This is a genomic window from Fusibacter fontis (assembly GCF_055378735.1).
The window spans coordinates 876,548-889,698 of record NZ_AP042445.1; the positions used below are offsets into that span (position 1 = coordinate 876,548).

Sequence of the window (13,151 nt, forward strand, 5' to 3'; positions counted from 1 at the left end):
ATCTCCTTGATGATTCCATCTTTATATTTATTTTACTGAGGCTCAACTTATTCTATTATATCGTAAATTGACACGCTTATAAACCGTTTATTCTCATTAATTCGGATAACAACTTTGACATAATCTTTCGGGTGTGGTAATATTTTTTTGTTGCTAGTTCATTTGGAGGTGAATTTCATATGAAACGCTTTATCCACTATTTAAAACCTTATATTCCTAGAATGACTCTGGGTTTATTTATAAAATTTTTAGGTACCATCATGGATTTGTTGATTCCGTGGATTTTGGCACACATGATTGACAAAGTAGTTCCAACTAAAAAGATGGAAGACATTTTTATTTGGGGTGCTGCAATGATTCTGTGTGCAGGTTTTGCAGTTGTAGCCAACGTCATTGCCAATAGAATGGCTTCAAAAGTTGCCGCTTCTACAACGCGTCAAATACGTCATGATCTTTTCAGTAAAATTTCCTATCTCTCTTGTTCACAAATAGATGATTACACGATTCCTTCTTTGGTATCGCGCCTTACGGCAGACACTTATCATGTTCATCATATGATCGGTATGATGCAGCGACTGGGTGTTCGAGCACCAATTTTATTACTAGGTGGCATCATTGTGACACTTGCCCTCGACCCTGTTTTGGCACTTATTTTGATAGCGGTTCAACCTTTTATTTTTATGACGGTTTATTTTGTTTCAAAAAAAGGGATTCCGCTCTACGATGCACTTCAGAAAAATGTAGATGAAATGGTTCGTACCATTCGAGAAAACATCACCGGTATTCGAGTTATTAAAGCTCTTTCAAAAACAGACTATGAAAAAAATCGATTTGCTCATGTTAACACAGATGTTGTTAGGAGAGAAAAACGCGTGGGTAAGACCATGTCAATTACCAATCCGATGATGAACTTATTTCTTAATATTGGTTTAGCTTGTGTAATTTTAGTGGGCGCATTTCGTGTGAATGACGGCAATGCTCAACCAGGTGTCGTGATTGCTTTTTTAACGTATTTCACCATTATCTTAAATGCTATGTTGTCAATTAGTCGAATCTTTATACTCGCCTCTAAGGGGGCAGCTTCATTTAATCGAATTATTGAAGTCATCGATACGGAAGTGGATTTAGCTATAGAAGCGCATGATCCCGTTCCTACAGATGCACATATCAAATTTGAAAAGGTGACGTTTTCCTATCATAAAAATGAAGCAAATCTTTCTGACCTAGATTTTGAATTAAAACGTGGGGAAACACTTGGAATTATCGGGCCAACCGGTAGTGGAAAATCGAGCATCATCAAATTACTGTTGAGATTTTACGATGTGGATGCAGGTAGAATACTCATTAATGGACGAAATGTAAAATCCATTCCAAGAGATGAACTCCATAAAATGTTTGGTATTGTGTTTCAAAATGACATACTATTTGCGGATACAATTGCAGAAAATATTGATTTTGGGCGTGGTTTATCCTTTGAAGATATTATGAATTCAAGCGAATTAGCGCAAGCTGGCGAATTTATCGATACATTATCAGATGGGTGGAATCATCGACTCGCTATTAAAGGCGCAAATTTGAGCGGTGGTCAAAAGCAAAGAATTCTCATCTCACGTGCTCTCGCTGGTAATCCTGAGATTCTCATATTAGATGACTCCTCTAGTGCACTTGACTATCGAACAGATGCAAAACTGAGAAAATCTCTCAATCAACATTTTGAGACGACGACAACTCTTATCGTCGCTCAACGCATCAGTTCCATCATGCACGCTAACCATATCATCGTCCTTGAGGAGGGTGAAATTATCGGTCATGGCACACATGAACACTTAATCAAAACTTGCCAAGCATATCAAGAAATTAGTCACTCACAGATGGGAGGCAATCGTCATGAATAAATCGTATGATTTGCCCACTAAAAACAAGCGAAAAACATTGATTCGTCTTAGTCATTATCTATTTAAATATAAACTGTTGTTACTATCTGCCCTACTTTTGACACTTTTAAGCAATGTATTATCCTTAATTGGACCTTCGCTTGCAGGATCTGCAATAGATGCTTATGGTATCGGCAAAGGTCAGGTTCAATTTGATAAGGTTTTTTACTACTTAAAATGGATGATTTTATTTTATGTCTTTTCATCTCTATTTTCCTATTTGCTATCATTACTCATGATTCATATTAGTCAAAAAGTGGCATATACCCTTAGAAAAGATGTTTTTGAAAAACTAGCCGATTTACCAGTTGGTTATTTTGACCGTCACCAAACAGGTGATATTATCAGTCGACTCACTTACGATATCGACACCATTAACACGTCATTATCCAATGATGTCATCCAAATTTTCACCAGTATCATCACCGTCATTGGCTCCTTTATCATGATGATTCTCATCTCTCCAATGCTGATCCTCGTTTTTGCAATCACAATTCCACTTTCTATTGCAACGACACATTTTATGACAAGTAGAACACGTCCTCTCTTTAGGGAACGTTCAAAAAAATTAGGTGCGCTGAATGGATTTGCAGAAGAAATCATATCCGGTCAAAAAGTGATTAAAGCCTACAGGCAAGAAGATGTCATGATTCAAAGATTTGATGAAAAAAATGATGAAGCTGTCAATGCTTATTATCAAGCGGAATACTACAGTAGTGCTGTTGGTCCAACTGTGAATTTTATCAACAATCTCTCATTGACCTTTGTAAGCGTTTTTGGAGCAATCTTATACTTATTCGAGAAAATGTCGATTGGTAACGTTTCTTCATTTGTACTCTATTCACGCAAATTTTCTGGACCTATCAACGAAATTGCGAATATCATCAGCGAATTACAATCTGCCATTGCTGCAGCCGAGAGAGTATTTAGAGTGTTAGATGAGTCTACCGAGATTGAAGACGTTGAAAATGCTAAAGATTTGTCACTCGAGTCCGTATCAGGAAATATTTCATTTAACCATATTCAATTTGGTTATGATGCGTCAAAAACGATTATTCATGATTTAAGCTTTCACGCTAAGAGTGGTGATTTAGTGGCGATTGTCGGACCAACAGGCGCTGGAAAAACCACATTAATTAACTTGCTCATGAGATTTTACGATCCTCAAAAGGGCGAAATTTTAATTGATGACACCTCGATTCGTCACTTTACTCGAAAAAGCCTTCGAAAGGCATTTGCCATGGTTTTGCAAGATACGTGGCTCTTTCAAGGCACTATATATGAAAATATCGCATATGCAAAACCTGATGCAACTTTAGATGAAGTGATTCAGGCTGCAAAAGCTGCTAAGATACATCCGTATATCATGCATCTTCCTAAAGGGTATCAAACCGTCTTAAATGAAGAAGGAATTAATATTTCACAAGGACAAAAACAATTATTAACCATTGCTCGTGCCATGCTAATCGATGCTAAATTTCTCATTCTTGATGAAGCAACCTCAAACGTAGACACGCGAACAGAAATGCAGATACAAGAAGCAATGCGTCAATTAATGAAAGGAAAAACGAGTTTTGTCATTGCACACCGTCTTTCAACCATTCAAAATGCAGATATGATATTAGTCGTACAGCATGGCGATGTCGTTGAAAAAGGCACTCATGATGAACTATTAGAACTAAAAGGACTTTATTTTGACATGTATCACAGTCAGTTTGAAGCACCTATCAGCTAAAGATCGCTCAACTAAAAAAGGATTTAGCATCTCAATGCTAAATCCTTTTTTTTACACATTTCTAATTCGAACGATTTTCAAGATTAAAAATCATCGTCACTTTAAACAAATCGCCATCAATACTTAAATTAAAGGACCCACCACAAACTTCTGTAAAGCTTTCAGCAATGGACAATCCAAGTCCGCTACCTTCAGTTGTTCGCGACTCATCTCCTCGAGTAAACCGCTGTAGAATTTCATTTGCAGTGAAATTCATTTCATAGGCGGCAATGTTTTTGATAGATAAATACGCCTTCTGATTGATATGTTCCAGTTCAATGTATACGCGCGTATCCGCCAATGCATACTTCAAAGTGTTATCAATTAAATTCTGGAGAGCGCGATAGATTTTCTTGCCATCTGCGCGAATCATTACGGGTTGATCAGGTAATTTTAATTTAAACTGTAACGACGTCTTTGCAATATCATCTTCTAAATCTACGACGGTTTGCTCGACGAGTTTCTTTAAATCTAATGATTCTAATTCTAATTGAATATCCCCCGAAGTCGATTTGGCAAGATCAAATAAATCAGAAACAATATTCTTGAGTCGATAGGATTTATCGATGAGGATATTCACGTAATCACGCGCCGTTTCATCAAGACATGCTTCCTTCGAGAGCAAGTCAGCGTAACTAATAATCGAAGTCAGTGGTGTTTTTAAATCATGTGAGACATTGGTCACAAGTTGAATTTTCATACGTTCTGATTTCATTTGTTCTTCTAAACTATCATTGAAGCCTTTGTCGATTTCTTCATATGTTTTTCGATTCCCCATCACATACCAATAAATCATGACGCCTTCAGCAATCACTGGGACAAACATCAATGGTGGCGCGTAAATCAACATGAAGAAAAGTAATACAAAGGCAAAACTCAAGCAAATAAATAGCAGTTGTCGAATAAACAATTGATAAGTGAGTTTGTTGTTTTTGAATTTTCGACCATCAAACAGGCTTCTAAAATAATCTACAACGAAGTGAATGCACATATAACAGACACTATTTTTGAATAACTTTTTCTGTTTTATGCGTCTAACATAGGACAAATAGAAAAATCCAGTAATTGTGGTGAATACTGCTAAATAAAATCCAACACTAAACATGATAAAATAGTAATTTTCAGTAGAAAACGAATAACTATAGGTCATGGATGAGAACATTTCAGCAAGTAATGCGACGAATCCAATGTATAAGATCATAAATAGATCTGACGGAATTTTATCCATCCAATTTTCGGTCACAATCGACTGCTTGTTAGTTTTTCCTATGACAACGGTTAAGTAAAAAAGCAACAGAAAAATAATGATTGTCAAAATTCCTACATTGACTAAGCACAATATAAGCTCGTTTTTATCATCAATCCACTCATTTGATGCTTCGCGGATAAAACTACTTGGAAAAGCAATTTTACCTACATAGGACTCATCAATACCATGATAATAGTAAGGATAGTATTGATTTTCTCGTTGCCATGCACCTTCTTTTAGATGAAAGACAACACCTTTATAAGAGTCAAAAAATGACGGATCGCCCTCTTTTAAATTTGTGAAGGACTTACCTTCTTTTTCATAGTAATAATAGTAATTATCACCGAGCCCCTCTGTCTAATCATTTTCTAGGGCGTTCATGACTTCATCAATAGCAGTTTGTGCTGGTCCAATTAAAAACGTTCTGGAATTTTCATACTCCGCGACGAAAATAGAGTCAAAATCAGCATTGTTTAACTGTTGATCCATGAGAAGTAGCATTCCATAAACAATTGAGGCGACAATTAATAAGAACGCACTGAATTTAAATATCATTGAATATTTAATACTTTTCGATTTTGTATCCAATACCCCACACCACCTTTAAATATTTTGGCTCTTTCGGATTGATTTCAATTTTTTCACGAATTCGTCTAATGTGTACCATCACTGTATTTTCAACAGAGTATGGGGTTTCATTCCACACGCGTTCGTATATTTTATCAGATGAAAAAACGACTCCAGGATTTTTCATTAGAAGTTCTAAGATTTTAAATTCCTTAGCGGTTAACCTCACATCTTCACCATCAACCGAAAATGTCATTGCACCCAAATCCATTGAAAGGCCTCCGACGCGAATCACATTGCTCTGTTCGAGGGCTTCTTGATCACCGAGCACCATATACCGTCTCAACTGACTTTTTACACGCGCTACGAGTTCTTGCGTATTAAATGGCTTTGTCACATAATCATCTGCGCCCATAGACAGTCCTAAAATTTTATCTGAATCCTCGGATTTTGCAGACAACATAATAATTGGGATGTTCTTCTGTTCCCGAATCTTCATCATAGTAGAAAGACCATCTAATTTTGGCATCATAATATCCAAAACAATTAAATGAATCTTAGAAGTCGCTACTACATCAAGTGCTTCCAACCCATTGGATGCAATTCTAACGCTAAATCCTTCTAACTGTAATATTTTCTGTATTGCTTTAGCAATTTGTAAATCATCATCGACAACTAATATTTGTGCACTTTCCATTTTTTTAATCCTTTCGAGCTAATGATGTGATTGTATTGAATACACCTTTCTTTTGACTCAATGAATTTCTTACGATTTTCTTAATGGTTTTTCGTTTAAAATGCTTTCTTCATTACGTTAACACTCATAGAAAGCTCAGTCAACCCGTAGCCAGTTAAATATCACTTTTAAAGTCACATTCATCATAATAAAATTCTTCATAATAAAATTCATAAAGAAATCTGTGACAGTAAATTATAATTATTTTAGGGAGATTTATTATTTTGAAGTAGTTTGATTATTTTGAAGGAGTTTGATTATTTTAAAGGAGTTTTATAGTTTTAAGCGAATTAGATTAAAGGGTGAAGATCTTGTTCACGAATTTTATTTGGGGAGGTTATATGAAACTAGATGTCAAAAAGACATTCTTGCTCGGTTTTGGTTTCTTCGCAGTAAGTTTAGTCTGGCCACTTTACAACGTTTATGTACCTATTTTTTTAAGAGATTTTTTTGACAGTCAATTTGTGATTAATGCCGTTATGACTTTAGACAACTTACTCGCTGTCACCATGATTCCATTTATAGCGTCATTAAGCGATCGAACCAATACGCGTTTTGGTCGTAGAATGCCCTTCTTAATGATTGGGATTCCACTCGCAGCAGTCTCGTTTGTTTTACTGCCAAATTATACTGGATTTTTAACATTTATTGCACTAATCACTGTTTTAAATTTTTCTATGGCAATTTTCAGAGCACCTACTGTTGCATTAATGCCAGATTTAACCCCTCCGCCACTTAGAAGTAAAGCGAACGGTATCATTAATTTTATGGGAGGTCTTGCATCTGTTTTTGTCTTGATTGGTGGCTCTGTTCTCTATAAAGCCAACAAAAATTATCCATTTATCATCACTGCAGGCTTGATGCTCTTTGCACTTTTTGTTCTTATGAAGTTTATTAAAGAACCAAAAATAGGAGAAAAATCCTCTGAGGAACGCATCAGCATCAGAAAGTCCGTTCAAGAAATTCTTCAAGATACAGATAAAACAACACTATACATTTTATTAGCAATATTCTTTTGGTTTGTCGGTTACCAAGGTATTGAAGCGACTTTCAGTAATTATTGTAAGTACTTCATCGGTATTCACGAAGCAGACGCTTCTTTAATTCTTGGTTTTTTTGCACTTTCTTTTTTAGCATTTGCAATACCTGCAGGATTTATCGGTTCGAAACTAGGTAAGCGTAAAACCATTTTAATCGGAATTACAGGCGACACCATCATCTTCATGATCCTTGCCACTATTGGAACCCTTTTCCCATTCAATAAAATGATTATGATGATTTTGATGTTTATTGGTGGCTTCTTCTGGGCTCTCATCAATATCAATTCATATCCGATGGTCGTTGAAAGAACAAGCGAAGAACGCATTGGTACCTATACCGGTCTTTACTATTTTGCCTCTTCACTGGCTGCAATCACAGGACCACTTATTTTAGGTGGTATTATTGATTTAACAAGTTTTGCTGCAACGTTTATTTTTACAGCATTTTCTTTTGTTTTAGCCTTTTCTTGTATTTTTGTAACGAAAAAACAATAATTTTATAGCAAAACACCTACTCTTTTATCGAGTAGGTGTTTTTAATTTTTTATTTTATTATTTTTTTATTTTTTTATTTTTTTATTTTAAGACGAATTTCCTCTTCTGAAAGTGGATCTACATGGATGACGATATCAATGCCAAGTTCATTGAGAATACGCTTTTCTAAATGATCTATTGCATTATGTGCAATATTGATATTCGTTTGATCAGACAACTCTGCATGTACCGATCCTACCGTTCTTCCAGGACCATAATCGTGAATTCTCAAATCATGAAGCCCAAGTATAAGGTCTTCATTCATCAACATCTCATTTATACGATCCACAGTTTCTTCGTTTGGTGAAAGCCCCAATAAAATACTCACTGTATCTTTTGCGATTCCATATCCTGTCATTAGAATAAGCAAGGACACAATCATTCCAGCAATCCCATCTAAAGGTAATGTTGTGTACTGGCTGAAAAATGCTGTAACTATAACTGCTGATGTTGCAAAAACGTCGTTTAAACTATCAGCTGCTGTCGCCATATTAACTTTTGATTGAATCAATTTTCCAATATAGTGATTATAAGAAAACATCCATATTTTCACTAAAACGGATACAACTAAAATGCCTAAAATAATCGGATTGAAACTCGCTGAGGTTGGATGCAAAATTTTATCAAATGAATTCTTAAGGAGTTCAAATCCAACCATCATAATGATAAAAGAAATCATAAGTGAAGCGATATATTCAAATCGCCCATGTCCAAAAGGATGTTCTAAATCTGCATCTCTACGACTCAATTTAGCACCTGCAATTGCCACTAAAGAAGAACCTGTATCCGATAAATTATTAAATGCATCAGATGTAATCGCGATACTATTTGTTATCAGTCCAATCACAAGTTTTGTCGCAAATAACGCTAAATTGCAGACAATTCCAAGAATCCCAGATAAAACGCCATATGCTTCTCTTATATCTACTCTTTCCACGTGTTGATAATCCCTTATAAAAATACGAATGATGACTTTAATCATAACAACCTCTGAATTTGTATTTGACGTAATCGTTATTTGTCTTGAATCGTTATTGACCTTGAACCATTATAACAGACTCATAAGGCATAAGTAACCCATCAAATTTTGTTTTATGGTAATTAGATAATAGCAACTTCCCTTCTGTATGGATCGTATGCGTTTTTTTACCAAAATTCAAGAAGACAGTTATTCTTTCATGTTTCAATTTTCTACTAAATGTAAAAACATCGCCAATGACTTTTTCATCGCAAAATTCACCGTACAATAAGGTTTTATTTGATTTTTTGAGTGATATCAATTTTTTGTAGTAGGATAAAACAGACTGATCATCTATTCGTTGATTTTGATGATTGATAAGTTGATAGTTTGGATTAACTTGAATCCAAGGGGTATGCGTCGTAAATCCACCATGTAGTTGATTTGACCATTGATAGGGCGTCCTTGCATTATCTCTTGAAGTTTTTCTCATCAGATACATGCGAATAAACTTTGGAATAAAAAAACGTTTCCCAAATGCATCCACATTATGTGATTCAATATCTCGAATTTCTTTCATATGTTTAAAAGGATAGTTGATCATTCCAATTTCTTGTCCTTGATAAATAAATGGCGTTCCTTTAAGTGTAAACAGTAATGTCGCTAACATTTTAGCGGATTCATTCCAATACTTTTGCGTATTACCAAATCGTGAAACACTTCTTGGCTGATCGTGATTTTCCAAATAATTGGCATTCCATGGAACTTCTTTTTGCCATTTGCTAACAACTTTCGCAAATTTTTTCACACTAAATTTCGTTTTGAACCATTTAACTAAAATTTGATCTGTTTCCATATGTTCAAATGCAAACACCATGTCAAGTTCCTCGCGTTCAGGATGGCAATAGTGATTTGCTTCTTTCGTTGTGACAAATACTGTTTCTCCAACTGTGAAACACCGGAATTGATTAAGGACATCATGACGAATGCTCTTCAATATCATATGTGATTTTTCACTGGATAAATAATGCTCACTCCCAGTCAATATCAGCTTCTTTCGACCATTTTCAAGTGAATTTTTATAAATCAAATTGATGACATCACAACGAAATCCAGCAATCCCCATATCTAACCAATACTTCATAATATCTTTTATTTCTTCAAGAACCATTGGATTATGATAATTCAAATCGGGTTGTTTTTTATCAAACAAATGCAGGTAATAAGAATCGCTTAATGCATCATATTCCCAACAACGCTCAGCAAAAAAGCTCGTCCAATTATTAGGCAATTTTGTACCATTGGCTTTTTTCCAATAGTAATAATTTCGATAAGGACTATTTTCATGTCGACTTGCCTGAAACCACGGATGTTCATCAGAGGTATGATTCATCACCAAATCCATCATGATATAGATACTTCGTGCTTTTGCTTCTTGAACAAGTTGCTTAAAATCATCAAGAGTGCCATATTCAGGATTAATATCACGATAATCACTAATGTCATAGCCATTATCAACATTTGGTGAACGATAAATTGGACTTAACCAAATAACGCCTACCCCTAACTCTTTTAAGTCATCTAAATGTTGTATGATGCCTTGTAAGTCCCCTATACCATCTCCATTTGAGTCTTGAAAACTCTTTGGGTAGATTTGATAGACAACTTGCTCTTTCCACCACTGATCGATTTCACTCATCATAATTCCCTCCTAATTACCACACGCTCACATATATACCCCGTCCATAATTAGTTCTAAACAATTAATTATAAAAATTTTCTGAAAAATGCCCACAAGAAATTTCAGGAAGATATTTCAGACAAAATCCATAAAAAAACAAACCTACAGCTAGATAGGTTTGTCTAATTTGTGCATGTACGACTCAACTTCGCAAGTCATTTTATATCATTATCAGTTTCTAAAATATAGCAAAATAACCAAGTACAACTAAGCCCAAAACAATTCGATACCATCCAAACACTTTAAAATCATGTTTTTTAATATAACCCATTAGGAATTTTATGACGATAATCGACACGACAAATGCCGTTACAAGTCCAGTAAGAAGAATCACGCCTTCACTCATGGTGAAATTCAAACCAAACTTTAAAAGTTTGAGGAAACTTGCGCCAAACATAACAGGTACTGCTAGGAAAAATGTAAATTCTGCCGCGACTGTTCTTGACATCGTCAACATCAAACCACCTAATATGGTTGCACCTGAACGAGAGGTTCCGGGAAATATTGCTGCTAACAATTGAAATGCTCCAATCATTAAGGCTGTTTTATAAGTGATGTCGTCAATCGAATTAATTTGTGATGCTTTTCCTTTGTGCTTGTTTTCAATCACAATGAACAAAACGCCAAATACAATGAGCGCTATGGACACTGTTTGATAATTATAAAACATACGATCAATTTGATCTTCAAACAGGATGCCAATGACTGCAGCTGGGATACAGGCTACAACTATTTTTAACCACATTTCAAACGTATTCTTTTTAATGAAATATTTCTCACCTTTTGAGAAAGGAAACAATTTATTCCAAAATAGAACAACCACCGCCAATATAGCGCCTAATTGTACCACAACTAAAAACATCTCTAAAAACGCTTTACTGACATCTAGTTGAATAAATTCATCCAATAAAATCATGTGCCCCGTACTGCTAATTGGAAGCCATTCTGTGACGCCTTCAACAATTCCGAAAAATATTGCTTTGATTATTTCTATAAACTCCACTTTACACCTCGTAATTTCTGTCATTCTACTTTAATTACATTAACACGTTGCCGGGATGCATTCAAGTAACTTCCTATAATTTTAAGCATATTTTAACGAAAAGTGGATATAATCTACTATAAGTAAATTCCTTGAAGGTACATATAAAAAGTGAGGTGGCTATATGAAATATTTTGCTACAATCAACGAAAATATTGAAATTGAAATGCTGCGAGAATTACTAGAATCCAACGAGATTGTCATCAATACGAAACATCGAGAAACAGGAGAGTTTATGGTAATTGCCGCTGGAACGACTCTTTTTGGTATAGATTTATACGTAAGCGAAGATCAATATGAACAAGCACTTGAATTGTACAATGCTTTTTTCGCAGGAAAAGCAGATATTGATGAAGCTGATTTGGTTCAAGAAGCGCTTACAGCAGAAGACCCTGAAGAACTCTTCGAGGATGAAACCAACGAAGACGAAGAATAGAACTTAAAAAAAGCATAAAAAAACTATGAACGGTCAATCCACCCATTCATAGTTTTATTTTTTGATGTAACTTTACTGTTGTTCTGAATCGCTGTTGTAACGACTTCTATTTTGCTCAACTGCTTCTATCAATGCACTTCTATTATACTTATAGAGTTTTTTGATGTTCTCATCATATCCAAAACTAATATGCGGAAGTCGTCTTAACAATGTGTTCATCGCGCGTTCAACCTGATCTTTTTTCATAGATGCGCTGCATGACATCGTTGCACCGTTAATCATCAGTGCATGTTGTTTTGAAACTGTGATGAGGAAATATGCTCTCTTTTTAACGATGTTTTCATATACCCAGATGATATCTTTTACTGGTATTACATGAAATGACTTATCACCCACTAATATGGCATACTTATTATTGATCGCAAATGATGGATGATTGAGGTCTACCTCTGTATGTTCAATTGTATCAAATACATATGGATCATCTTGAATCTTTGCAATTCCCTTTTGAATAGGTGAAAGCTTAGAATTTGAAATGATTGCAATCAATTTAACGATAAAATACAGCGCAAAAACAATAGCAACTATTGCAAATGCACACATCATAATGGCATTCAACTTGGAATCTTCAACACTAAAAGCTTCCGATGAAAGCATTTCATCCAAGTAAGCTTCATCTACATCATATTTCATCAAATCGTCTCTGATTGAAGCTGTGACTTCATCATCAAGCTGTTTAAACGTTCCAGTATACGTCGTGATCGACTCATCTTCGTATATTTCTGCTGGAATTTCAGCGACAATAAAGGCATCGTTAGAATCAAAAAAAGCAACATAATACGTTTCAACGTTCTCATCTCCGTCTACATAAACGGTTTCAAATTCATATGAATTTTCTAAATCCAACTCAACTTGATAGAAGTGTTCTCGGTTGTCATCATTAACGGATTGAATCAACTCATCATAACTAACTCGCTCAACAGAATTTGTAAGGACTTCCATATAAGGCAATGTAATTAAGACAAAAGCGATTGACAATAAGATGCAAACAAATGCTTTTAGAGAATACTTTTTAATAAATTTTCGTTTCGCAAGTTCAATGATGTTCTTATTTTCCATAAATTCCCCTTAGTAGTTGAT

At 35.0% G+C, this 13,151-nt stretch carries 11 protein-coding genes; 4 read left to right on the forward strand and 7 right to left on the reverse strand.

Going from position 1 to position 13,151, the window contains the following annotated elements; genetic code table 11:
- Nucleotides 1-179 precede the first annotated feature (179 nt).
- Together ACZ41W_RS03955 and ACZ41W_RS03960 are read left to right on the forward strand one after the other, a co-directional pair.
- Nucleotides 180-1,895 carry an ABC transporter ATP-binding protein gene (locus ACZ41W_RS03955; RefSeq protein WP_464313585.1) on the forward strand — a complete coding sequence of 572 codons (1,716 nt, stop codon included), beginning with the start codon at nucleotides 180-182 and terminating at the stop codon, nucleotides 1,893-1,895.
- Nucleotides 1,888-3,669, forward strand: a complete 1,782-nt coding sequence (locus tag ACZ41W_RS03960) for an ABC transporter ATP-binding protein (RefSeq protein WP_464313586.1) — start codon at nucleotides 1,888-1,890, stop codon at nucleotides 3,667-3,669. Before ACZ41W_RS03955 ends, ACZ41W_RS03960 begins: the two co-directional genes overlap by 8 nt.
- A gap of 61 nt (nucleotides 3,670-3,730) precedes the next feature.
- On the opposite strand, the gene ACZ41W_RS03965 is transcribed toward ACZ41W_RS03960, so the two are convergent.
- The 3 genes from ACZ41W_RS03965 to ACZ41W_RS03975 all read right to left on the reverse strand — a co-directional run bounded on the left by ACZ41W_RS03965 (nucleotide 3,731) and on the right by ACZ41W_RS03975 (nucleotide 6,221).
- Nucleotides 3,731-5,023 (reverse strand): sensor histidine kinase, encoded by a 1,293-nt coding sequence (locus tag ACZ41W_RS03965; RefSeq protein ID WP_464313587.1) that lies wholly within the window; start codon nucleotides 5,021-5,023, stop codon nucleotides 3,731-3,733.
- A gap of 291 nt (nucleotides 5,024-5,314) precedes the next feature.
- Nucleotides 5,315-5,545: a hypothetical protein gene (locus ACZ41W_RS03970; protein ID WP_464313588.1), complete on the reverse strand. Its 231-nt coding sequence runs from the start codon at nucleotides 5,543-5,545 to the stop codon at nucleotides 5,315-5,317.
- Nucleotides 5,520-6,221 (reverse strand): response regulator transcription factor, encoded by a 702-nt coding sequence (locus ACZ41W_RS03975; protein WP_464313589.1) that lies wholly within the window; start codon nucleotides 6,219-6,221, stop codon nucleotides 5,520-5,522. Before ACZ41W_RS03975 ends, ACZ41W_RS03970 begins: the two co-directional genes overlap by 26 nt.
- Before the next feature lie 380 nt (nucleotides 6,222-6,601).
- Here ACZ41W_RS03975 and ACZ41W_RS03980 point away from each other — a divergent pair, with 380 nt between their 5' ends.
- A complete protein-coding gene (locus ACZ41W_RS03980; protein ID WP_464313590.1) occupies nucleotides 6,602-7,795 on the forward strand; it encodes an MFS transporter in 1,194 nt (397 codons plus the stop codon).
- 73 nt (nucleotides 7,796-7,868) lie between these two features.
- Here ACZ41W_RS03980 and ACZ41W_RS03985 read toward each other — a convergent pair whose 3' ends face one another.
- From ACZ41W_RS03985 to ACZ41W_RS03995, 3 genes are all read right to left on the reverse strand, one after another.
- Nucleotides 7,869-8,816 carry a cation diffusion facilitator family transporter gene (locus ACZ41W_RS03985; protein ID WP_464313591.1) on the reverse strand — a complete coding sequence of 316 codons (948 nt, stop codon included), beginning with the start codon at nucleotides 8,814-8,816 and terminating at the stop codon, nucleotides 7,869-7,871.
- Between the two features lie 49 nt (nucleotides 8,817-8,865).
- Nucleotides 8,866-10,494: an alpha-glucosidase gene (locus ACZ41W_RS03990; protein WP_464313592.1), complete on the reverse strand. Its 1,629-nt coding sequence runs from the start codon at nucleotides 10,492-10,494 to the stop codon at nucleotides 8,866-8,868.
- Between the two features lie 217 nt (nucleotides 10,495-10,711).
- Nucleotides 10,712-11,536, reverse strand: a complete 825-nt coding sequence (locus ACZ41W_RS03995; protein WP_464313593.1) for an undecaprenyl-diphosphate phosphatase — start codon at nucleotides 11,534-11,536, stop codon at nucleotides 10,712-10,714.
- Between the two features lie 163 nt (nucleotides 11,537-11,699).
- Here ACZ41W_RS03995 and ACZ41W_RS04000 point away from each other — a divergent pair, with 163 nt between their 5' ends.
- Nucleotides 11,700-12,011, forward strand: coding sequence for a putative signal transducing protein (locus tag ACZ41W_RS04000; protein ID WP_464313594.1), 312 nt, complete (start codon nucleotides 11,700-11,702; stop codon nucleotides 12,009-12,011).
- Between the two features lie 72 nt (nucleotides 12,012-12,083).
- Here the strand turns inward: ACZ41W_RS04000 and ACZ41W_RS04005 are convergent, their stop codons facing one another.
- On the reverse strand, nucleotides 12,084-13,130 hold the full coding sequence (locus ACZ41W_RS04005; RefSeq protein WP_464313595.1) for a DUF6709 family protein: 1,047 nt from the start codon (nucleotides 13,128-13,130) through the stop codon (nucleotides 12,084-12,086).
- Between the last annotated feature and the right edge of the window lie 21 nt (nucleotides 13,131-13,151).

Excerpts from the sequence above, each read along its gene's own strand:
- ACZ41W_RS04005 (WP_464313595.1), bottom strand. The coding sequence starts at position 13,130 with ATGGAAAATAAGAACATCATTGAACTTGCGAAACGAAAATTTATTAAA.
- ACZ41W_RS03960 (WP_464313586.1), top strand. The coding sequence starts at position 1,888 with ATGAATAAATCGTATGATTTGCCCACTAAAAACAAGCGAAAAACATTG.
- ACZ41W_RS03980 (WP_464313590.1), top strand. The coding sequence starts at position 6,602 with ATGAAACTAGATGTCAAAAAGACATTCTTGCTCGGTTTTGGTTTCTTC.
- ACZ41W_RS03985 (WP_464313591.1), bottom strand. The coding sequence starts at position 8,816 with ATGATTAAAGTCATCATTCGTATTTTTATAAGGGATTATCAACACGTG.
- ACZ41W_RS03955 (WP_464313585.1), top strand. The coding sequence starts at position 180 with ATGAAACGCTTTATCCACTATTTAAAACCTTATATTCCTAGAATGACT.
- ACZ41W_RS03990 (WP_464313592.1), bottom strand. The coding sequence starts at position 10,494 with ATGATGAGTGAAATCGATCAGTGGTGGAAAGAGCAAGTTGTCTATCAA.
- ACZ41W_RS04000 (WP_464313594.1), top strand. The coding sequence starts at position 11,700 with ATGAAATATTTTGCTACAATCAACGAAAATATTGAAATTGAAATGCTG.
- ACZ41W_RS03975 (WP_464313589.1), bottom strand. The coding sequence starts at position 6,221 with ATGGAAAGTGCACAAATATTAGTTGTCGATGATGATTTACAAATTGCT.